The sequence below is a fragment of the Bacillus sp. XB1 genome (assembly GCF_053557995.1).
In genome coordinates this window covers 123,521-147,509 of the sequence record NZ_JBNRIL010000001.1, presented here as the reverse complement: position 1 = coordinate 147,509, position 23,989 = coordinate 123,521, and the positions used below count along the sequence as shown (strand labels likewise).

At 35.9% G+C, this 23,989-nt stretch carries 19 protein-coding genes; 4 read left to right on the top strand and 15 right to left on the bottom strand.

Annotated features, from left to right (window positions below):
* Positions 1-14: 14 nt before the first annotated feature.
* From ACK1U5_RS00780 to fdhF, 7 genes are all read right to left on the bottom strand, one after another.
* Positions 15-1,031, bottom strand: coding sequence for a molybdopterin-synthase adenylyltransferase MoeB (locus ACK1U5_RS00780; RefSeq protein ID WP_084064048.1), 1,017 nt, complete (start codon positions 1,029-1,031; stop codon positions 15-17).
* Between the two features lie 24 nt (positions 1,032-1,055).
* Positions 1,056-1,835, bottom strand: a complete 780-nt coding sequence (locus ACK1U5_RS00775; protein ID WP_000863998.1) for a formate/nitrite transporter family protein — start codon at positions 1,833-1,835, stop codon at positions 1,056-1,058.
* A 191-nt stretch (positions 1,836-2,026) separates the two neighbouring features.
* Entirely contained in the window at positions 2,027-3,043 is a 1,017-nt protein-coding gene (gene moaA / locus ACK1U5_RS00770; protein ID WP_000844124.1) for a GTP 3',8-cyclase MoaA, read from the bottom strand.
* Positions 3,044-3,059: 16 nt separating this feature from the next.
* The gene (fdhD, locus tag ACK1U5_RS00765; RefSeq protein ID WP_000802689.1) at positions 3,060-3,857 is read right to left on the bottom strand and encodes a formate dehydrogenase accessory sulfurtransferase FdhD; all 798 of its coding nucleotides are present in this window, start codon (positions 3,855-3,857) and stop codon (positions 3,060-3,062) included.
* A 16-nt stretch (positions 3,858-3,873) separates the two neighbouring features.
* Positions 3,874-4,218: a DUF2294 domain-containing protein gene (locus ACK1U5_RS00760; protein ID WP_000039583.1), complete on the bottom strand. Its 345-nt coding sequence runs from the start codon at positions 4,216-4,218 to the stop codon at positions 3,874-3,876.
* Positions 4,219-4,333: 115 nt separating this feature from the next.
* The gene (locus ACK1U5_RS00755; protein WP_000729897.1) at positions 4,334-4,816 is read right to left on the bottom strand and encodes a DUF1641 domain-containing protein; all 483 of its coding nucleotides are present in this window, start codon (positions 4,814-4,816) and stop codon (positions 4,334-4,336) included.
* A gap of 12 nt (positions 4,817-4,828) precedes the next feature.
* The gene (fdhF, locus tag ACK1U5_RS00750; RefSeq protein ID WP_087875636.1) at positions 4,829-7,768 is read right to left on the bottom strand and encodes a formate dehydrogenase subunit alpha; all 2,940 of its coding nucleotides are present in this window, start codon (positions 7,766-7,768) and stop codon (positions 4,829-4,831) included.
* A 297-nt stretch (positions 7,769-8,065) separates the two neighbouring features.
* Here fdhF and ACK1U5_RS00745 point away from each other — a divergent pair, with 297 nt between their 5' ends.
* Genes ACK1U5_RS00745 through gerSC form a run of 3 tightly spaced genes read left to right on the top strand, consistent with a single transcriptional unit; the run spans position 8,066 to position 11,835 of the window.
* A complete protein-coding gene (locus ACK1U5_RS00745) occupies positions 8,066-9,604 on the top strand; it encodes a spore germination protein (RefSeq protein ID WP_087875637.1) in 1,539 nt (512 codons plus the stop codon).
* A complete protein-coding gene (locus ACK1U5_RS00740) occupies positions 9,601-10,698 on the top strand; it encodes an endospore germination permease (protein ID WP_000167069.1) in 1,098 nt (365 codons plus the stop codon). Before ACK1U5_RS00745 ends, ACK1U5_RS00740 begins: the two co-directional genes overlap by 4 nt.
* Positions 10,699-11,835: a spore germination protein GerSC gene (gene gerSC, locus ACK1U5_RS00735; RefSeq protein ID WP_087875638.1), complete on the top strand. Its 1,137-nt coding sequence runs from the start codon at positions 10,699-10,701 to the stop codon at positions 11,833-11,835.
* Positions 11,836-11,909: 74 nt separating this feature from the next.
* On the opposite strand, the gene ACK1U5_RS00730 is transcribed toward gerSC, so the two are convergent.
* From ACK1U5_RS00730 to ACK1U5_RS00705, 6 genes are all read right to left on the bottom strand, one after another.
* Positions 11,910-13,292 (bottom strand): APC family permease, encoded by a 1,383-nt coding sequence (locus ACK1U5_RS00730; RefSeq protein ID WP_100240304.1) that lies wholly within the window; start codon positions 13,290-13,292, stop codon positions 11,910-11,912.
* Positions 13,293-13,792: 500 nt separating this feature from the next.
* On the bottom strand, positions 13,793-13,933 hold the full coding sequence (locus ACK1U5_RS00725) for a hypothetical protein (RefSeq protein WP_001116193.1): 141 nt from the start codon (positions 13,931-13,933) through the stop codon (positions 13,793-13,795).
* A 57-nt stretch (positions 13,934-13,990) separates the two neighbouring features.
* The gene (locus ACK1U5_RS00720; protein WP_000175107.1) at positions 13,991-17,353 is read right to left on the bottom strand and encodes a tubulin-like doman-containing protein; all 3,363 of its coding nucleotides are present in this window, start codon (positions 17,351-17,353) and stop codon (positions 13,991-13,993) included.
* Positions 17,354-17,432: 79 nt separating this feature from the next.
* Complete coding sequence (locus ACK1U5_RS00715; RefSeq protein ID WP_087875639.1) at positions 17,433-19,529, bottom strand: vWA domain-containing protein; 2,097 nt, start codon at positions 19,527-19,529, stop codon at positions 17,433-17,435.
* 257 nt (positions 19,530-19,786) lie between these two features.
* Entirely contained in the window at positions 19,787-20,125 is a 339-nt protein-coding gene (locus ACK1U5_RS00710; protein ID WP_087875640.1) for a VOC family protein, read from the bottom strand.
* A gap of 71 nt (positions 20,126-20,196) precedes the next feature.
* Positions 20,197-20,532, bottom strand: coding sequence for a hypothetical protein (locus tag ACK1U5_RS00705; protein WP_087875641.1), 336 nt, complete (start codon positions 20,530-20,532; stop codon positions 20,197-20,199).
* A gap of 134 nt (positions 20,533-20,666) precedes the next feature.
* Here ACK1U5_RS00705 and ACK1U5_RS00700 point away from each other — a divergent pair, with 134 nt between their 5' ends.
* A complete protein-coding gene (locus tag ACK1U5_RS00700) occupies positions 20,667-21,062 on the top strand; it encodes a hypothetical protein (protein WP_000554977.1) in 396 nt (131 codons plus the stop codon).
* A gap of 40 nt (positions 21,063-21,102) precedes the next feature.
* On the opposite strand, the gene ACK1U5_RS00695 is transcribed toward ACK1U5_RS00700, so the two are convergent.
* Both ACK1U5_RS00695 and ACK1U5_RS00690 read right to left on the bottom strand, forming a co-directional pair.
* The gene (locus ACK1U5_RS00695; RefSeq protein ID WP_000828247.1) at positions 21,103-21,822 is read right to left on the bottom strand and encodes a class I SAM-dependent methyltransferase; all 720 of its coding nucleotides are present in this window, start codon (positions 21,820-21,822) and stop codon (positions 21,103-21,105) included.
* Between the two features lie 82 nt (positions 21,823-21,904).
* A complete protein-coding gene (locus ACK1U5_RS00690; RefSeq protein WP_113710635.1) occupies positions 21,905-23,599 on the bottom strand; it encodes a peptide ABC transporter substrate-binding protein in 1,695 nt (564 codons plus the stop codon).
* Positions 23,600-23,989: the final 390 nt, after the last annotated feature.

The window sequence follows — 23,989 nt, the reverse complement described above, 5'->3', positions numbered from 1 at the left end:
TGACACCCTCTCTATTAACCGAATACGCGATAATATAGTTGTTTCGCTTTCGAAATATCATTTGTACCATGAATAAAAACACGATCATCCTGAAAAACAACGATGCGGTAATCATCGAATCGGCAAGATAGTAAATACGGATTCCGATCTACTTTCCCCAATTTTTTTAATACTTTTTCTATATCATCAAAATTGTATTTCTTATTGTCTACTGTTCTAATTTGAACTGTATTTCTTCCGCATAAAACAGCTGCTTTCGTTTGGTTTTCGTATGATAAATAAGGATAAGTTCGATTTGAACCGCATGAGAGACAAGCGTCTGTTTTTATTTTCCCTAATTTTATAAAATGATTTTGATTACTCCATATATCAAACATGAAAAATGTTTTTCTAATTGCTGAGAAATCTTCCACTAAAATTTTGAGTGCTTCTGCCACTTGATATGCTGCGACGATTTGAACAGTAGGGCTAATAATTCCAGCGGTATCACATGTCACACCTGTAACAGGAATATTTTTAAGCATACAATGTAAACACGGTGTCTCTTGTGGAATAATTGTATAACTCATACCATACGATCCAACGCAAGAACCATATACCCACGGAATATTATGTTTTTGTGATAAATCATTTATTACAAATCGAATATCAAAATTATCTGTTGCATCAATGATTACATCTACATTTTTTAATAGACCTTCCATATTTTCTGAAGTTGCATCCATTACGAAAGCATGTATTTGTACTTCAGAATTAATTTGTTCTAACCGATTTTTTGCAGCAATTGCTTTCGGCATTTTCTCTCTCGCATTTTGTTCAGAGTACAATTGTTGCCTTTGTAAATTACTCCATTCAACGTAGTCACGATCAATAATCGTCAACTTGCCAACACCTGCACGTACGAAACTTTCGGCACTTGCACTTCCTAATGCGCCTGCCCCTACAATTAACACATGTTTATTTCGAATTTTTTCTTGTCCTTTACTCCCAATTGGTTTGAACAACTGTTGTCGTGAATACCGATCAGCCATTACATACCCTTCCTCTCAAGAACTCTATTTCATATTAGAATGTTGTTTCTGATAACAAGCAAAGTAAGCAAAACCAACAAACCCAGCTCCTCCAATTACATTTCCGATAAAAACAGGAACAAAATTTTTAGCCAGATCCATCCACGTTAGATGACCAGCAAAAATAACAGCGGAAATGACAAACATATTTGCTACTACTTGCTGAAATCCAATCACTACAAATGCCATAATTGGAATCCAAATTCCGATGATTTTTCCGACAAAATCACTCGTCCCGTAAGCGAGCCAAAGAGCAAGACAAACGAGCCAATTACAACCAATTGCTAAAATTAAAGTTCTCCCAAATGATTCATGTAACTTCCCTTCCGCTATCGCTACCGTTTTATTTAAATACTCTCCCTCTGTTAATCCGCCAAGATGCCCAAAGCAATACGCAACGAAAATTGCCCCAATAAAATTCATGAGAGTAATCCAAACCCAGTTATTGAGTACGCTTATCAATGTAATTTTCTTTGCATAAAGCGCCATAGACAGTGACATCATATTTCCCGTAATTAATTCTCCTCCTGCTAATACTACGAGCATGAGTCCAACAGGAAATACTGCTCCTCCTAAAACATTCACTAGACTTCCCCAGCGCTCAGGTAAATTCCCTAAAACTCGAATGTTAAGTAAAAAACCTATCGCAATAAACGCTCCTCCTAAAAAACCGAGAATAAGCATCGCTGGCAATGTCTGTCTTACTTTTTGAACACCGGCCTCAATGACAAGCTCAGCAATTTGTTCCGGCTTATGAAATGCCATTACCCATTCCTCCATTTTCTCCAAATAAAAAAGCAGCTTCAAAAAACCTCCTCAAAATAAAGGTTTTTGAATGCTGCTTAATTTCTCTGCACATCTTTTACAGAGATATCAATCATCACTTTTACTATAAAATAGAAAACCCACAACTCTTGTAAATTTTCCATTTTTCACTATGAAGCTAGCTTTATATATTAACCACCGATATGTGACATTTCAATTTTAGGTATTGTTTTCTTATTTGTATGATTTAAGCGTTCATCTGAATAACGATCTTCCCTATTATTCCATATATCGCGTACTACATCTGTAATGTCCTCATCTGTATGTTCAGAACGAAGCAATTCCCTTAAATCATTTCCTTTAGAAGCAAATAAGCAAGTATATAATTTTCCTTCTGCAGAAATACGAGCTCTCGTACATGATGAGCAAAAAGAATCTGTTACTGATGAAATAATACCTATTTCCTCATCGCTTCCTATATAACGATACCTAGTAGCCACTTCACCAGAATAATTTGCTTCTATCCGTTCTAACGGCATAACTTGATGAATCGTATCTACTATTTCTTGTTTAGAGACGACCTCTTTTAAATCCCAACCATTATAATTTCCAACATCCATATACTCAATAAAACGAAGAATATGCTTATTTTCCTTAAAATATTGCGCCATCTGCAAAATGTCCTGTTCGTTTTTTCCCTTTTGAACGACCATGTTTATTTTAATTTTCATTCCAACTTCAGCTGCAGCCTGTATTCCTTCCAGAACCCTTTGCACTTTGCTCCTATTACCATTTAAATAGAAAAACCGCTCTTCTTCTAAGGAATCTAAGCTAACTGTTACACGTGATAGTCCCGCCTTATATAAATCAGGAGCAAACTTTTTAAGTAACGATCCATTGGTTGTTAAACCGATATCTTCTACACCATCAATTTTATTAAGGCGCTCAATAAGCTTTGGAAGCCCTCTTCGAAGTAACGGTTCTCCGCCCGTAATCCGTAATTTTCTCACACCTAAAGAAACGAAAATACGTGTTATCCTTTCAATTTCATCAAAAGATAAAATTTTATCATTAGACAAAAACGAGTAATCAGGACCAAATATTTCTTCTGGCATACAATATCGACAGCGAAAATTACAGCGATCAGTAACTGAAATACGTAAATCCTTTAACGGACGTTGCAACTTGTCTAATGTAACTGATTTCATCTTCATTGCCTCACTTTTATTTTATATTTAAAACACGTTCTGGATGGGTATATACATTTAAGGAGTGATTACGAATAAATCCTATTGTCGTAATACCTAAATCTTCCGCTAGTTGCAAAGCTAACTCAGTTGGAGCTGATTTTGATAGTATAATTTCACAACCGATTTTTGCAACTTTCAATAATATTTCCGAAGAAATACGACCACTAAAAACAATGATTTTATCTTTTATAGAAATATCGTTTCTTAAACAATAACCGTAAATTTTGTCTAATGCATTATGCCTACCAATATCCATTCGACTTAAAATAATACCATTCACATCACATAAAGCTGCATTATGAACCCCACCAGTATGATGAAACGTATCCGCAGATTGCTGCATTTCTTTCATTAACCGAAAACAATCCTCTGCAGCAACCTGTACATGGACACCCTTCATTTTTTTTGCACTTAGTGCATCATTTGCAAAAACAAACCCTTGCCTACTCATACCACAACAAGACGTAATATAGCGTTTATTTTGCATTTGTTCATAATACGGATTTACTTTTGTCGTTGTTACATGCACAAATCCTTCTTTCTCCTGCACCCATACACTATCAATATCTTCATACTTCCGAATGATTCCTTCAGACGCTAAGAAGCCTATTACCATATCTTCTATATATTCTGGAGTACTAACCATTGTAACAAACTCCTGTCCGTTCATTTTAATGGTGACAGGAAACTCTGTTACAATGCTGTCCTCTATATGTTTAAATGCTCCTTGTTCATAACGAAAGATTTCTCTTTCTACCTGTATCGGTTTCACGATCAGTATCCTTCTCTCACGTTATATTTTTATCAAAAACAAATACAGAAACTGCAATATCTTCTTCTACTTTCATATCTGAAAACAAATTCACTAATTTCGCTCCAACAAGTTCCTCCAAATGTTCACGTGAATTCACAGCATACACTTCTTGAATCATTTTCGTTCTAGCCATATGAACCATTTCCGCACCGTCCATCGTACTTGAAATAAATTTTTCAGTAGGTGTTAAGTTTCCATAAAGAGTCGCTATAGCCATATTTTCCGCAAAAACAGTATGAATTCGTTCTGGTCCTTTTCCGAAAAGTTCCTTTCGAAGTTTTCGTATCATATCATTAAATTCATGTACTTTTTTTGACATACAATTATACCTCCCAAAAGCCTCATTTTACTTTATTATATATTTTACCAAAATGAGCCTTCCGCCCAAACTATTTCGTACAAATATTTGGGCAGAAAGGTTCACTTCATGAAGTTTATTCGTCTTTTAACCCTTTCCCCATACCTTTTAAGAAATGAAGCCCAAACCCGATAGCACGGTTAATATCTGGGTCTTTCAAAACTTTCATAAGATCGAATACCCCTACTTTTTTATTACTTTCTAGATGTTCATTACCTTCTTCTAGTCCGACTAATAAACTACCTATAAGCTTTTTCGTAAGTTCTGGGTCAAGTTCAGTTAACGCACCTGCAGCACCCATCATATTATTAATTAAATTTGTAACAGGCTCACGAGTTACTTGACCTAGAACAATTTTCGCAATTGGTTCTTTCGCTTTTAGCATTGAATTTGCAGCTTCTAGCATTCCAATGTCATTTAATTCTCCTACTATATTAAACATCTGATTTAGAGCTTCCTCATTATTAGTTAGAAGCTCTTTTAAATCATCTAACTTTTGCTGTTTTATTTCTTCCTCAGTTAATTCTTGTTTTTGAATCATTTTTATAGGTGCAGCCATAGTTTTCTCCTCCTACTTATCCGTTAAATGCACATACCCTGGACGTGCCCACTTACGATGTACCTCAATTCCAGCTTGAGGGTGACGTTTTTTATTGCGTGGGTTCGCTTTTGGCATCGGATTTTCGCCATCAACTTCTAACACTTCCATACGCACTTTCGTTTGTTTATACGCAGGTGTATTCGTACGTACATCCACAGCAGGACCTGTTAAGAAATTAATTGCCGTTTCGTTATCTGTAGAGTTCATCGGTAAATATAACTCATTCGCTTTTACACGATTTGTAACGAGTGCACGTAATTTTAATGCTCCAAAAGGAGAGACAAGACGAACTAACGAACCTGTTTTTACGCCACGTTCTTTTGCAAGGTCTGGAGAGATTTCAACGAAAACACCAGGTACTTTCGTTTGAATACCTGTTGATTTATTTGTCATATTCCCTTCATGGAAATGCTCAAGCATACGACCGTTGTTAATGTGAAGGTCGAACTCAGCTGGAAATTCAGCTGGACGTACCCAGTCAGCAATCGCAAAACGAGCTTTTTTATCTGGGAAGTTAAATCCATCTTGGAACAGAAGCGGTGTATTTGTTCCATCAAAACTTCCCCAATGGAAACTGTTCCATCCTTCAAGCACTTCATAGTTCGCTTGCGAGAATAATGGTGATAAACTTGCCATTTCAGCAAAGATTTCACTTGGGTGGCTATAATTCCAGTTTGCCCCTAGTTTATTCGCAACCTCCTGGACGATCCACCAGTCTGGTTTCGCATCTCCTAGCGTAGGAAGCACTTGATATAATCTTTGGACACGGCGCTCTGTATTTGTGAAAGTACCTTCTTTCTCAAGAGATGGCGCTGCTGGTAATACAACATCTGCATATTGAGCAGTTTTAGAAAGGAAAACATCTTGCACAACGAAGAAATCAAGGCTCGACAACACTTCATGTACATGATTTGCATTAGAATCTACAAGAGCCATATCTTCTCCGACAAGATACATTGCTTTCATTTTTCCTTCGTCAATTGCGTGAAGCATTTCAATATTATTAAGACCTGGTTCACTATCAATTTTCACTCCGTAAGCAGTTTCAAATTTCGCACGTTCCATTTCGTTAGTAACGTGCTGATATCCTGGAAGCCATCCTGGTAAAGTACCCATATCACAAGCACCTTGTACGTTATTGTGACCTCGAAGTGGGTATGCACCTGCTCCTGGACGACGATAGTTCCCTGTTGCAAGAAGTAAGTTTGAAATTGCAGCGGAAGTATCAGAACCACCTGTATTTTGCGTTACCCCCATACCCCAAAGGATACATGTACCATCTGCATCACGAATCATTTCAGCCATTTGAATAAGTGTTTCTTTTGAAATACCTGTTACTTCTTCTGCATATTCAAGTGTATATTCTTCTAGGCTCTCTTTGAAATCTTCAAAGAAGTTTACATTCTCATTAATAAATTCTTGATCATGCCAACCTTGATCGATCATATATTTCGTAACAGCCATTAACCATACTTGATCTGTTCCTTGTTTTGGACTAATAAAGACATCTGATCGCTCTGCCATTTCGGTTTTACGAAGATCAGCTACAATTAACTTTTGTCCGTGTAATTTATGTGCACGTTTAATACGTGTAGCTAGAACAGGATGACCTTCTGTCGGATTACATCCCACAATAATAACAAGACCAGATTGCGCAATATCTTTAATCGTTCCGGCATCACCGCCCATACCAATTGTACGGAACAAACCATCCGTTGCTGGTGATTGGCAATAACGTGAGCAGTTATCAATATTATTCGTTCCAAATACTTGTCGAGCTAATTTTTGAATTACATAATTGTCTTCATTTGTAATTTTAGAGGAAGAAATAAATCCAATAGAACCTTTACCGTACTCTTCTTTAATAGCGCCTAATTTATTTGCAACTACATTCAGTGCTTCTTCCCATGTAGATTCAACAAACGTTCCATTTTTACGAATTAAAGGTTTTGTTATTCGTTCTTTAGAATTTACGAAATCCCAACCAAATTTCCCTTTTACACAAGTGGAAATTGCGTTAACTGGTGCATCTGAAGATGGCTGTACTTTAAGGATTTTACGCCCCTTCGTCCACACTTCAAACGAACAACCTACACCACAAAATGTACATACTGTTTTCGTTTTCTTCGTACGAGTATCACGCATGGCCGCTTCCACTTCTGATACCGCAAAAATACCGCTATACCCAGGCTCAACTTCTTTAATTAAATCTACCATCGGTTCAAGAATATCTGGTTTTAATCCCGTCATAAATCCAGCTTCACCGAGCATCGTTTTCTCCATTAAAGCGTTACAAGGACAAATCGTTACACATTGACCACAGCTAACGCATGAAGAATCATTAATATTTACTCCTTCATCCCAAATAACTCGTGGGCGTTCCGCTTCCCAGTCTATCGATAACGTTTCATTTACTTGTAAGTTTTGACACACCTCAACACATTGACCGCATGCAATACATTGATTAGGATCATAGCGATAAAACGGATGCGTCATATCAACTTCACTTACATCTACTTTCGGTTCATACGGATATTTTTGATGTTCGATTTCCATTAATTCTGCTGTATTATGCAGTTTACAGTTCCCATTGTTGTTGTCACATACTGTACAGTATAATAAATGATTTTCTAGTAACCGATCCATCGCCTCTGTTTGTGCTTCTTTTGCGCGAACAGAAGCACGTTCAATGTTCATACCTTCCGTTGCTATCGTCGAACAAGAACGCATTAACTTTCCGTCAACTTCTACAATACAAGTGTCACATGTTTGAATAGGATCTACTTCTGGCACGTAACAAATTTGCGGATGTTCAATCCCGTTCTCATTAATAACACCCAATATCGTTGAACCGGGCTCCGCTGTATACTTTTTTCCGTCAATTGTAATATGAACCATGTTGTCATTCATGGTCTTTCCCCCTTTTTGAGAATAAAAAAACTCCACCACGAAAATATACGCACCACATTTTTGGCACGCTATCATCATGGTGGAGTAGTTTATTAGCACATCTTGCTAAAATACCAATCCATTTATTCATAAATAAAACGATAGATTCATAACAGGTCATATCACGATTCCATCTTTAACACTATAATTATAGCGTTAAAGTTAAAAATATACAATATAAAATTTAAACTACGCATATGTCAGCTTGTAACTATCCATAATAATCCATATAAAACATAACAAGGAGTAAGCGAACAAATGGGGTCTTTTAATAAATGGATTCGTGGTGAAAAATCTTTTTCTACCCAAGAGCAAGCTAATCACACATTAAATAAATCTATCTCTTCTTCCCTTTCCCTTAATTTAAAGCACTTGTCCAAACTGTTTAGCGGTATTCCAGAATTAATAACACGCACTTTTCCATTAAAAAACGGACAGGAAGCTGCACTTATATATATGGAAGGACTTGTAGACAAAACTGTTATTAACGTAAACATTCTTCGTCCTCTCTTATTTAAAGAGTGGAATGAAGACGATTTTTGGGAAGCCTCTGTTTCTATCGGAAATATTAAAAAAGTTCAACAGTGGACAGACATTGAACAATCTCTTTTACACGGCAAAAGTATTTTATTTATAAACGGGCAACTATCCGCTTTAGAGCTTGATACGCAAGCGGCACCAAAAAGGAGCATTGAAGAACCTACAACAGAGAGCTCCATAAAAAGCTCACACGAAGGATTTAATGAGGTAGCGAGCGACAGCCTTGCACTTATTCGTCGATATATTCCAAATCGCGAATTGAAAGTGAAGGAATTCACTGTTGGTGAACGAGCTACTTCAAAGGTTTTTTTGCTTTATCTAGCAGATGTTGCGAACGAAAATGTCGTAAAAGAAATGGCATCCCGTATCGAGTCAGTAAAAGTTGATGCGATTCTTACTACTGGTGAATTAGAAGGATTTGTTGAAGATAATTCCTTTACTCTCTTTCCGCAATTATCAATAACTGAACGTCCTGACACAACAGCACATCATATTCTAGATGGGCGAATTGCCGTTATTGTAGATCGCTCACCAGGCGTATTAATAGGACCTATGACCTTTTCATCCTTTTTTCAGACGATAGATGATTACAGCTTCAGACCTATGATTCCATCTTTTATACGACTCCTTCGTTTCACTGGACTATTTATTGCAATATTTGCTCCTGCTCTTTATATTGCTATGATTTCCTTTCATTATGAAGTAATTCCACTTAAATTATTGTTAACAATTGGAGAATCTCGAGCCAAAATTCCTTTTCCGCCTATATTAGAAGCACTTTTGATGGAATTAGTACTTGAAATGCTACGCGAAGCTGCAGTTCGACTTCCCGGTCCCGTCGGACAAACAATTGGCGTCGTAGGAGGGATTGTTATTGGACAAGCTGCAGTTCAAGCAGGAATCGTAAGTAATGTTATGGTTATCGTCGTATCTATTACCGCAGTCGCTTCTTTTATCATTCCCAATCTGGAAATGTCAGCAGGAGTTCGGATTCTTCGCTTTCCAATGATGATAATCGCTTCTTTATTCGGAGTCATTGGAATTATGGTTGGAATGTCAGTTATCATCATCCATATTCTTTCTATGGAATCACTTGGTGTTCCTTACGGTAGTCCTTTTTCTCCATCATTTGCTACGGATTTAAAAGACGTTCTTGTGCGTTTGCCATGGAAACTAATGAAGAAACGACCACTATCCCTTAACTTAAAACAAGAAAATCGACAACCGGATATAGAAGAAAAGGAGGAAGATAAGTGACAAAGCGTGTAAAGAGGGAGATTAGTTTATTTCAATACATTTTAACGATTAGTGGTGTTCAAGTAGGATTCGGTGTACTTACACTGCCACGTGAAGTGGCCCAAGGGGCGAATACAGATGGCTGGATGTCTATTATTATAGGATGCGCTATCACTACTTTAGTCAGTCTATGTATTGTAAAAATCATGGAGAAGCATCCTGGTTACCATTTACTTGATGTGCTAACTCGTTATCTTGGAAAATGGTTAGGAAGAGTAGGAATGATTTTTTGGATTTTATATGCTGTTCTTGCAGCGGTTTCTTTAATTTTTTCCCTCTTATACGTTATTCACATTTGGATTTTGCCTAGATCTCCAATGTTTTTAATCATGATGCTATTATCTATTCCAATGGTAATGCTCGCATGTAAAGGTGTTCTTATTATTAGCCGCTATGCTGTTTTTACTGTCTTATTTACACTCTGGATGCCATTACTATTATTTATCCCACTTAAAGATGGGCATTGGATTTATCTTCTTCCTCTCCTTAAAGAGGGATGGATACCAGTTTTCAACACAGTAAAATCAACTATTATTGCCTTTCTCGGATTTGAGTTTGCATTCGTCCTTTATCCTTACCTCAGTAATAAATCATCTGCAAAAAAAGGGATTGTTCTTGCGAATTTGATTACTTTATTCGTTTACCTGCAAGTGACGTTCGTTTCTTTCCTTTATTTTAGCCCAGATGGTATAACTAAGTTTTTATGGCCGACTCTTTCTCTTGTTACACCATTTCACTTCTCATTTCTTGAGCGATTTGAAATTATCTTTTTGTCATTTTATCTCTTTATTATTTTTGATTCTTGCATTCCTTATATTTTTACTGCTTCAGATGGAATCAATCAATTACTTAACAAAAAAAGGAGTTCATTACCTATTTATGGTTTATTATTCGGGTGTATCTTCATCTTATTCTTTTATATCCCTTCCTCTTACCAAATAAGTGCGTTGCGAGAATTTTGGGGAACTGCAAGTTATTTTATCGTTTTTCTATTCCCGGTCGTATTTCTCTTATACATGACACTTTATCAGCATTGGAAAAGGAGAAGAGTTTAAATGAGGCGCTTTATTCATTTCACTATACTTTACTTTCTCATAACCTTTTTAACAGGCTGTGGAGATCGACTCGACTTAGAAAAACAATCGATTTCATTAATTTACGGCTTTGATGCAAAAGCAAAAGGAAAATTAATTGTGTACCACGTAAATCCTATTTTTAATGAAGACGTAGAAAAAAAGTACGAAACACATGAAGCGAAAGTACGTACACCTCGAGAAGCAAAAGCAACGTTTAATAGTTCAAGTGGCGGTTTAGTATCTACAGAAAAGTTACAGCTCATTTTATTTAGCACAAATTTTTTAAAACAAGAAGGGGCTATGCCTTACCTTGATGTTTGGTATCGTGATCCTAAAAACACTGGAAACATGCGCATGGTTGCAGTAGACGGTCCAATTTCTTCAGTTATATATAATAACTTTAAAGATAAGCCTGCCCTTCCCGAGTATTTAACAGATTTAATTAATACGAACAAACTGTACAATCGGACCGTTTTTACGACATTCCATGAATTTCACAGGCAAACGTTTAATAAAGGTATAACACCTGCTATTTCAGAAATAAAAAAAGGTAAAAAGGATGTTATCGTTACTGGTTCCGCGCTATTAACTTCTCGCGGAATTTATAAAATGTCATTAAATCGTTATGAAAGCGCCCTTCTTCTTTTGTTACAAAAGAAAGCGAATACACCGGTTTCGCTTACATTGAAAATCCCTTCTACTTCAGTTGAAAGTAATAGTGATTTAAAAGATACCGATGGCGGCGATTTCGTAACAATAAATGTTCTTAGCATGGATTGTGATATCCATACAGATTATAGCGATAACCACTTCAAATTTCATGTTAAAATGGATTTGAAAATTGCTGTCTCTGAACTTACATTCAATATGGATATAGACAAAGATAGAAAGAAATTAACTTCTCTTATTACAAAACAACTAAACAAAGATTTGAACGATTTAATCCACAACATTCAAAAACAGCAACTTGATCCATTCGGATTTGGTGATTATGCGAGAGCGTTTCAATATAAAGAATGGAAACAAGTCGAAGATGATTGGCCGTGTGCCTTTTCAAAAGCTAATGTGAAAGTGGCACCAACTATTAAAATTTTAGAAAATGGGATTATTAAATAGAAAAAACACGCTACTTGTTCTTATATGAATAAGTAGCGTGTTTTCATTTCCATTACAAGTATTATTTCAATGGACTATACTTTATTTCTATTTCTAACATTACTATGTTTTTTAGCATATACAAAATATATGAAAACCCCTATTATAATCCATGCCACAAAACTAATTAAAGTAAGCTTAGAAAGGTTCAATGCCAAATATATACAACTTACTATTGAAACGATAGGTAAAAAAGGTACTAGAGGGGCACGGAATGGCCTCTTCATATTAGGATGTGTCTTTCTTAATACAATGACAGCTATAGATACAAACACAAATGCTGTTATCGTTCCCATATTCACTAAATTAGCTAATAAATTCAAATCCACTAATCCCGCTAATAAAGCTGCTAGTATACCTGTAACCCACGTATTAAAAAATGGAGTTTGTAAACGTTTATGGACACTTGAAAGTCTTTTTGGTAACAGTCCATCTCGACTCATCGAGTAAGATACACGAACAAATGCAAACATAGCTACTAACAGAACTGTTGTTAGCCCTGCTATCGCTCCCACCGATAACAACCCAGCAATTCTATCTTCTCCTACAGTGCGCAACGCATATGCAACCGGATCAGCAACATTTAATTCCGTAAACGGAACCATTCCAGTTAGCACGAATGAAACACCTACATATAGAACGGTACAAATGAACAAGGAAACAAGTAGCCCAATTGGCACGTTACGTTGTGGACGCTTCACTTCCTCTGCGGCTGTTGCAACTGCATCAAATCCTAAAAAAGCAAAAAATACAGTAGCAGCGCCCCCTACCACACCGTTAAAACCAAACGGTAGAAATGGTTGCCAATTCTCTGGTCTTACATATTGTGTCCCTACAACAATAAATCCTACAATAACAGCCAGTTTAATAATAACCATTATATTATTAATTCGTGCACTTTCTTTTGCACCACGGCTTAATAAAAATGTAACAACTAAAATAATAAGAACTGCTGGTAAATCAATGATTCCACCCTTCCCCATTCCTGGTGCCGAAGCAAAAACCGTAGGAATGTGAATATTAAAACCTAGTAGTAATGACTGAAAATATGCTGACCAGCCTGCTGCAACCGCAGAAGTCGCTAATAAATACTCCAGCATAACACACCAGCCAACTATAAATGCAAAAATCTCACCTAGTGTCATATATGTATATGAATATACACTTCCCGAAACTGGAACTGTAGATGCAAATTCAGCATAACAGAAAGCTACACATGCACATATAATTGCCGCTAATACAAAAGATAATACAATCGCCGGACCAGCATGTTTCGCTGCTACAATACCAGTTAATACGAAAATACCTGTACCAATAATTGCTCCAATACCTAAAAGAGTTAAATCAATCGCTCCTAAAGTTTGATTCAATACTTTTTTCTTTTCTTCATCCATTGCTTTCTTTATGAAAAGACTCATTCTTTGAAACCTCTTTTTCAAGTTTATCTCTTACTCGTTACATTCTTTATTACTGTTCTATTTTAAAAATAAAAATATACATAGTTCACTTCCCCTATAGACTTAGTAACCCGTCTCAATAAAAACAGAAAAATCAATCTCTTTATACCGTATTGAATTTTCAAAATATTAACCATACCAAAAAACCATTAAGAATGCTGATTGAATTTATCATACAATTAATTATATTGTCAATAATAAATCACTCAAAAATAATCGGCTGATTATGTATCAAATGTTATTTTTATACATAATTATTTTCTCAAAAACATTGTTGTTTTCCACCTTAATATTCATATGCATTTTATTACATTGATTTTCATACAATTTTCATTACATACAATGCAATAAAAATCATAATAACCTCAAATAAATTATTATTTTTAGATAATAATTTATTTGAGGTTATGTCACCATTTTAATACTAACAAAAAAGTGCAGATTTTCATCTGCACTTTTTTTTATTCTTCCACTTCAGCTTCTGCACTACTATTTTCAAGATGCTCCTTCTGAGCTTCCTCTTGCAACTCTGCTGAAATCATCCCATAATAAAGTTCCGGATATAACCCAAATATTTGATATACACTTCCTAAAAACGGCATCAGAATCCCTCTTTTCTAAAGTTGTATTGCCACTTTTAAGGATTCCCTTTTCATTCATTATACATTCGTTTTTGGCGTTTCTTCTTCATCTTGAACACTTAATAAATTTTGCCATTTTTTATACGGAGCGCTATTTGGATCTACATATCCTTTTGCATGCGAGCGATCCCACAATTGTTTAATAAACATTTCTTTCTCTTTCTTTGCCACCATATCGGCACCTGTACCGTAATAGTTCTGGAAATACAACTCGATTTCATCGAGGAATAGTCTTAATAATTCATCTGATGTTTCTTCTAATGTCGGATCATACTTCGCTTCACGGTCATACATTAAAATCATATCTAAAAGATTGTGGACATGTTCTTTTCTAAGCCATCTTACATCTTGGGCTCCTAATACGAACGGATGTGTATATAAATGTCCACCTTGTATCATCGCCTTTTCTTGCTCTTCTTCAAATCGTGACAAGATGTTTTCATAAATAAACGGATTATGAAGCAATGCTCTGTGTAATTTATAACTTTCGCTTGAAATATTTTTCCCCATCGACTGAATTAAAAAGCTACGTCCTACACCGTTATATTGATACACAAATTGTCCATCAACAGCAACTAAACTAATCCAGCGATACATATATGCGTATAGTAATGCACGATTACATTTATCATAATCTAATTTTGTTTGAGTCGCGTTTAAATCTGGCATAAAGGCTGGTAAGTGCCAATACTTATCTAAATGCGGCGTTAAACTAGATTTTTTACTATTTAATTTGTTTACACGGCGATAATACGATTGGAAATAGTCACCTTTATCATTCATAAATCCGTTTGAAATATGTCCTGATGATAATTTAGGAAAGTCCTGCAGCGATAAGCCGTAATGCGCTCGATAACAGATCACTTCAAATGGCGAAAAGGCTTCATGTACTGTATCTTTTTCTTTAAACATTTCTTGAATTAATTCCTCTTGCAGCTCTTTCTTTAAAGAAGGATGTATACCCCAATATTGTAATTCCCTATGATGAGCAACTTTCGGAACGAATGGACTCGCTAAATGGAACAGGTCTTCAATTTTTTCACGAACGTATTCATCGCGATCACGTTTCTTATAATCTGCTTCTTTTCGCAACGCTTCAATGATATTCAGTTCTAATTTATCACGATAGCGTACTTGCAGTTCGTCATAACAATAGCTCAGTATATGTTCTCGGTAGAAATCCTCTACCTTTTTCGACTGAATCTCTTCTGTTTTCGCATCACGACAATATTCCCCGTACAAACTCATATAAATTTCCGCTGATATATCTTTCGGTAGTACACCTAAATTTAAATGTTGCTGCATATCTTGCCATATCTTTTCTTGCAGCTGTTCCTCAGCTAATACATATACATTCGTCGGGTTTGTTTTCCCTTCAAATTCCTTACTGCGCTTTTGGATTTCAAACAGTAAATTTTCACGTGTTTCATGTAAATTATCAAAAAATCTTTCCCAATATTGAATCATTTTATTAACTGCTTGATATAGCGATTGATATACAAGTTCTAATAGCATTTCTTTTCGATATTCATTTAATTTGTGTACATATTGCGTTATAATGTCTTCAAATTCTCTTTTGAATAAACGTTGCTGATTATTAATCATTTTTCCAAACCAGCCTTGTTGTTGAGCAATTTCTACTCGGCGTACAGCCGTTACCGTTCCATCGATATTACCCACATTAAATTTTTTATCGTAGTTTTGAATTACATTTCGCTTTTGTTCATTATTTTCATGTAGTCGATTCATTTTTTCCACTAACTGCTTTCGAATTTCATATAACATAAAACGTGCTGCTACTGGGTGAACTGGATCTGTTTTCTTTAAAAACCATGTATTTAATTGATAGGACTGCCCTTCAGAACCACTTGGTGAAAAGCGGTCTGATTCAATCATGTCATATAAAAGTGTCGTTACATGTTCATGTACACGGCTCGGAATCGCATACGCATATAAACGAACCGCATGATCCACTCTTGCCACTTCACCTTTCATTTGTTCCATCATTTTCAGTTTCGCAGCTGAAATTTTACACTCATGTTGCAGACGATTTAATTCCTCATCTTTTTGCACCGTTCGTTGTACATAACTTTCTACAGCTTCTAAAAACAGTTTTGATTTCGCAACTCCGAGCTTACCACCCTCTGCTCCTTCACGTGTTTCATTGTACATTTGTCTATAGAAAATATGAGCTTGCTCTGGACGGGTAGCAAGATGTTCCAAGTCCTCTAAATAACTTTTACCTCTCTCCGGCTTTTCACGCTGCATCCCACGTTTTACATCTTGGTCATATCTTTGCTTCTTCTCTTGAAACAGTTGATCTAAATGAAGCCACGATTCATCTAAACCTTGCACAGCCCATTTTAAAGCACAATATTTTAACACATGCTCATACGGATAAATGAGTTTTGCCGTTCCTGCCCCGCAATATCGTCCTTTTCCGCTTGATTCTGCTAATTGCTGAATTTGATTGTCTTCTTGTGCAAAATGACTTGTGGACATCGGGCTAAATAACTGTAAATAAATTGTATTTGCCATCTGTTCCATATAATCTGATAAATTGTGTAAATGGTGTCCATGTAGGTTTTCATAATCGTATAAGAAACAATAATTGTACGGTAAATGATGTTGTTTAATTGTATGATTCGTTCTTCCGTCTTCATCTACTTGATCAGGGCGATACTCTAATTCAATTGTTACACCGCCGCGTTTTGATAATTCTCCAGTAGAACCGAGCGTAATAGCATGTAATTCTTTTAACGATGCATAGCCATTTGCTTGCACCGTTTCAAATTCTTTCGCGCTAACTGTTCTCGTCTTTACTAAAACATCCGGCATTAAAAACGCACCGCGTATTAAAATGTTATGATGCTGCAATTTCTTCCGAAGCATTTCACGTAAATATAATGCAATTTGCAGAAACATCCCTGAACCTGTTCCGCCTGCTAGTGATGTTACTATAATGACACGCACACCATATTCCGTTTGATCACTTGTAACCGGAAAAATTTTCTCGATTTCTTGCCAAAAAGACGTCAATTTATCTTCTTTCATCGCAGCACGTAACGCTAAACGTGAAATAACGCGTAACTGTCCTGCTCCTTCTGTTAATGGCTTATCAAGTATAGTCGGATCCATCGGAAACCACTCTGGGATCGTTGGATCTCCTGCAATATACTCCCTAGGCGTTTTACTAGAACTTGTTTGTGTCTTAAACTTTCGAATATGATCAAATTTACTTAATGTATTCACATCTGTATCAAATACGTGCATTGCTACCTTTTTTCGGCGCTCTTCAGGCAGTTTTTCATATATTTGATGCGTCACAGTACTACCGATTCCACCTAAACCAATTAATATTGTTGGAACTTGTAATGTCATGTGAACCACCTTCCTATTCTTGCTTGTTTGAAAAAAGGGAAAGAGAATGAATACTCCATCCCCTTCTTATCCCTACCTACTATTCACATTCGTACTTGTAAATCTCCTTACCATATCCTCTATCAATTAGTAAAAGTTCATTTGGATATAGTGTCTTATGTTCCATTCCTACTTCATCCTCTGTTATAAACATTCCATCAATAATCATTCCAACTACTTGTGATTCTTTCGCTACAAAGACAGATTTCGAACCTTTCTTCGCTATAAATGTAACGGATTGCACAGTTTTTCTTTCTGCTCTAAATGGGATCCCCAAATAATGGTTCCACCATTTATTTCGAAGTAATTCTGGTTCAGATTGATATAGCCAATCTTTCGCTACCTCTTGATCCCATTCATAATACAGTAGTGCTTTCCGGTGAAATCTTGGCCGAACAATCCATCCTAAAACAATGATTCCTACTACTAACAGTAATAAAGTGATAGGAATGACAAACTTAAAAATAAGCGCATATTTTTCATAAAACGGAGCATCTTGAATATGGAATGTTATGTTTTTCTTTACTTCTTGTAACTTTGAATCCTGCATTACGATGGTAGCTTCTACGGTGCCGGTATCTGTAAAATTAAATGTGTCGGAGTAATAGGGACGAGGATAAACATAGATTTGATTTCCATGTTGCTTTATTTCATAGTTGATTGATTGTTTAGATGTGACACCAGTAGATTTTAATAGTTTCTTTACAGCCTCTTCTGTCATCGGCTTACCATCTAACTGTGGTTGTAAAACAAATGGTTTACTATTCTCTAAATTTGTCACTTTTTCTTCATAATCTTTTGTAACAGTTTGAAGTGATAATTTCGGTTTCTCAGCTGTTTCAATTTTAAATTCTTTCGTCTGTCTGTAAAATCCCTTTATGTTCATATGAACTTTCCCACGCACTAGCCCTTTAGCAATCTTCATTTCGTAGTAAAATACATGTTTTTTATCGTCCCACTTCATCGGGTACTGTTTTCCTTCTATTTCTAATTCTGCCTGAAAGTAAGAAGACTGAACTGGCAACTCCGTAGGCTTTGCTTCAATAACAGCAGTAACACCTTCATACATTTTCTCTACATTTTTTTGACTACTATCATCTTTGGCATAAGTAGAAACCGTATAATTAAGCGCTGGTTCAACTAGTACTTGTAGTCCTTCTTTCTCAATGTCCTGGTCCACTTCTATCTTATAAGTTCCTGGTTTAATAACTTCCTCATTTTCCGTACTTATATGAACTATATTTCCGAACAATTTTGCTTCTCCTGGTGCATGTATGGAAAAAGAAGATTGTAATTGTAATGGTTTAGAAATTTGTGTGACCTGATAATCGGGCAGAGAAGGCGATTGTCGTACAAGCGTCATACGCTTTAACGGAAACGGTGTTGTAATCTCTACTCTTTTCCCCACTACTTTCGTTTTTACAATCGATTCAACAGAGGAGAATGGATCACGATTTGCAACTAATGCTGCCACTTGATTTACACTTTTTACAATGCCATCTTCTCCGCTTGACGGCATCGTAACACCATTTATCTCTTTCTTCCATATTTCCTTGAACGTATTTAGTTGTTCTTTTTCTTGTTGTCCTAAATCTTCTTCCATCGTAATTAAGACTGGATGTAACGATATCTTTTTTGCATCCATTTCTTTCTTAAACTGGGCTAATTTCTGCAAAATTTGTTCTTTTCCGCCAACCTTATCTTTCTCTAAATCATTAAATGCCCCGTCAGTTAATACAATAAGCCAAAATTCACGTTTTCCATCTATATCTGCTTCCTTTTTTATAGATTGCATCGCCGTTTCTACCGCGCTAAATGGAGTATTTAAATACGTTTTCCATGCTCCAATTCCCTCAATTTCTGTTTGCCTTTTATCCTTCGTTAACGAAATGTTTAATGGCTCATTCGGCTTACTCATTGGAACGTAAGAAAATTTATCTTTTTCATCCAATAGCGCAACTAAACTTTGCAAAGCATAATTGGCATATTTCCAGCGATCGTTATTTCTCATGCTGCCCGAATCGTCATATACAAGTGAAACGACCCTTTCCTTTGCCTCCTCTCCTTTTGCAAAAGCTGATAAAGGTAAACATATAAATAGAAACAACATGAACGTGGCACAAATTCGGATTTTCATGATGAGGCTTCGCCACCTTTGTAGACAAATTCCTATGTTTAAATTTATGAGAGGAAACAAGATATATGACTTGTATTTTAGGACAACGAACCCAGCATAATTTTATTATGTAAACAGTTATAAGAACTGAATATTATTCCTTCTAGCGTTTTCTATCCGATACTATAAGTAAAAAAGCCTGTTTAAGCTCCACACTTAAAACAGACTTTTCCTACTTTTTATTTTAAAAACACATAACAAAAAGTTTGATTTTTGACTTAACACATCACTTCTATTGTAAATCCACCAGGTGCTTCAACGTAAAACGTATACGCATGGACATGCTTAGGAGGCTCGATCAAAAATCCATCTTCCTTCAATCTTTGATTTATCTTATCTACTTGTTCTTCACTTTCTTGTGGAAATCCTACGTGAAATGTTCTTGGATACTGAACTTCTTTTCCTTTCATTAAAGTTAGTATAAATCCATCATTATCACGCATAACTGCAAAGCCATTTCCCCTTGTTCCACTACAAATTAGACCAAAATACTTCTCTAAAAACTCTCTAGCTGCTGTTACATCTGTAACTGTTAAATTAAGATGTTTAATTCCCAATCCTTCACCTTCTTTCTCAATTTTCTAACATTTTATCATACAAATAAAAAACACGCCTTCCACAGCGTGTTTCATTGCTTTACATACACTTCAACAATCGGATTCTCTTTATTATCCGCATGCAAGCGTATATTCTCTTCACTTGTATTATAAATACTAGCTAATAACATTATCGTTAACACATTAGGTATCTTCGCATCACTTCCGTATTTTCTCTCAAGCGCTTCCTTATATTCAAAATCTAAATCCCCCTGCACATATGTATACACTTCAAAACCATCTTCTAAATTGCAAACTACTGTATCAATAATATCTGTCCCTACTTGCTTCTTCATTTCCTCTCGTAACGCTTCAATAAAATCTTCCCATGGTACTTCGTATGTCTGAAACTGATCTGTAGATTTCATGCCTTTTCCTCCTTATATATCCTCTTCTTATATTTCCCCTTTCCTATAACAATTATGATAGATAGGGCATTCGTACAAGCCGCACTTGTCCCCCTTACATATCGTATTACTGTAATGCGGAAGGAGGAAAGAATATGCATAGACAAAAATGTTATGATACATGCCAACGTTATTTCGGAAAAGTTGTTCGGATTGAAGACCGTGATGGCCGTATACATTTAGGTAAAATAATCGATGTGACACAAAACTCTGTATGGATCGAACCGGTGCAACAGCGCTCATCTTTTGATTCAGGGTTCGGATACTACGACGCTTATGCAAACGGTGGTTGTGACCTTTGTGGAGGCCTTAGCAGGTGTGATAGTTGTGGATTCGGATGCGGTGGTGGATTCAGCAGCTGCGGATGTGGTGGTCGTGGTTGTAGTAGTTGTGGTTGCGGCGGCTGGGGCGGCGGCGGTTGTGGCTGGGGTGTTGAACTCGGATTTGGTTTCATCTTCGGAATTACATTAGCTGCATTATTTTTCATTTAACATAGTAAAGAGTTGGCTACCTTTAGCCAACTCTTTTTCTTTATTTTTCACATATAAAAATACGATGCCCTAAAATGTGTTGGTACATAAGCCGTACATTTTCATGCTGTGCCCACGCCTCATATAACTCATTCGGAATATGTGAGGATACATTCCATTCTGGCTCTTCTACATAGCCAGAGATTGTTTCTGCAATCGTGCCACCACCCGCAATTGTAATTCTTTTAAAATTTGCTTTCTGAAATAATTGTACCCACTCATTCTCAGTTAACAGTTCTTTCATGCCATATAATTGGGCGATTTTTTCTTCCTCACCCTTATCAATGTGCCTATCAATAATCATTTCAATGACAACAAGCTTACCGTCCTGCTGTAATACACGATAACACTCCGAGATAACCCTTTCTTTGTCTGTAAAAGCGATGATTGATTCTCCAAGTACGAACTCAAATGAGTTATTCAAACACGGTAAATGCTCTACATTTCCTTCAATTAATTGTATATCTAACCCTTCAAACAACCATCTATCTTTTGCCTTTTGAATCATAATTTCATTCTTTTCAACCGTTGTTACTTTATAGCCAAATTCCCTTGTCATATACGCCGCTGTTTTCCCCGTACCACAACCTATCTCAAGGACATTCGCTCCATATTTAAAAGGCAGTTGTGCTAACAATTGTTTTGTTAACGTAAAGCCACCAGGATGAGCACTTCCTATTCCGTAATAAGCTAGGAAATCGATGTATGTGTTTCGTTTCATGGGATTCTCCCTTTTTTATTTTATATATTCGAGCACGGAAGAAAAGTGCATAGAAAAAAGGGCGTATTGTACGCCCCTCATCTTACTTATCCTCTGTAATATATGCCCATTTATAGCTGTAGTCTCCACCAACCGGATGGTGAACAATACCTTTTACTTTCTGTCTTTGAACGATAGCATCACCACGTTGATATAATGGTGCAATTACAGCATCATCAAGTAATATTTTCTCAGCTTTTAGTAAGCTATCCCAACGTTCTTTCGTTTTCGTTAATAGCTCGCCTTTACCTTTTTCTACAATTTCATCATATTTTGGATTTGAATATCCAGTTTGGTTATGAGGACCATTTGTAACGAACATATCAATGAATGTCATTGGATCTAAGTAGTCAGGGCCCCAACCAGCGTAAGATAAATCATAATCTAAATCTGATTCTAATTTTAATTTTTGTTTAAACGGTTGATTTTTCAAGTTCACTGTTAACCCTGGTAAGTTTTTCTCAAGTTCTCCTTTTAAGAATTCTCCTACTTTCTTCGCATTATCGCTATCGTAGTTTAATAGCTCAATCGTTACTTGCTCTTTTCCAAGTTCTTTTTTCGCTTTTTCCCAATGCTCTTTTGCTTTTTTCACATCTGTTTTTAAAATATCTCCATTTTCTTTACGGAAGTCTTTTCCATCTGGACTCTTAGCAAATTCTTTTGGTACTAAGTAATCTGCTGGTGTAGATCCGTCATTTAAAATAACGTTCGTTAAGCCTTTTTTATCATATGCCTTTGCAATCGCTAAACGTAAATCTTTGTTCTTTAATACTGTATCTTGCCCACCACGTTTTTGGTTTAAACGTAAGAAGAACGTTGATGGTGTTTTTTGTGTATAAAAGTCTGGATTTGATTTATATTTGTCAACCATTTCAGATGTAAGTCCCGCACGATCGATTTGTCCGCTTTCATATAAGTTTACACGTGTACCGCTATCTTTTACTACGTTAAAGTTGATTTCATCTAACTTAACTGTTTTATTATCCCAATATTGTGCATTTTTCTTTAATTTCCATCCTTCTTCATGTTTCCAGTCTGTTAATGTAAATGGTCCGTTGTATAACGTTGTATCTGCTTCTAAACCAAATTTTTCACCTTTTTCTTTTACGAATTTTTCATTTAACGGATAGAATGTTCCGAATGAAGTTAATTCTACAAAGTAAGGAACTGGATTTTCTAATTCTACCTCTAATGTGTAATCATCTACAACTTTTACACCTAACGTATCAAGTGGTGCTTTCCCATCATTAATTGCTTTTGCGTTCTTTAAATCAAACATAATGTATGCATATTCCGCTGCTGTATTTTTATCTACCGCACGTTTCCAAGCAAACACGAAATCCTTCGCTGTTACAGGGTCTCCATTTGACCATTTTGCATTTTTATTTAATGTAAATGTATACTTTTTACCATCATCACTCTTTTTATATGATTCAGCAACTCCTGGTGTTGCTTTATTATCTTTATCAAGTCGATATAAACCTTCCATTACGTTGTTTAAAGCTAGAAACGATACTTGGTCTGTCGCTTTAGCAGAGTCCATAGATGGAATCTCTTGAGACTCTGTTAAATTAAGCACTTGCTTCGCCGCTAGCTTTCCGCCTTCTTTTTCACCGCTTTTTGGTGTTGTGCTTGCCTTCTCTTTATCTCCTGATCCAGAGCAAGCTGTTAATGCCATACTCATTACTAAAACTGGTGCTACGACCGCTGTCAATTTTTTCATCTTTTTTCTCTTCATTTTTTGTACCCTCCCCAATTATATGTACGATATTAACATTTAGAATTTCTCTACTAACTTTCGTTATCAGAAAATTCTTATTAATTAATATTCTACTATTTTTTAAAATTTTGTAAAGTATTTTTGTAAATTTTCTAAATATTTATTTTTTTATTATAGTAACTTGTTGTTTTAACTACTATATGAATTATCCCCGTCTACTATATGTAAACATCCCTCCCCTTATTCCACTCTATTACTACGTTCTATATTTTTCTTATTAGCATGAGGTCTCTTACTATCATCTGTCTTACTACTTACTGACCTCTCTAAATCCCTCCGATAGAACCTTCCTAATTACCTACCCGATTCTCAATAGGCTAACGAGATTTATTCCCTTATACATACTAA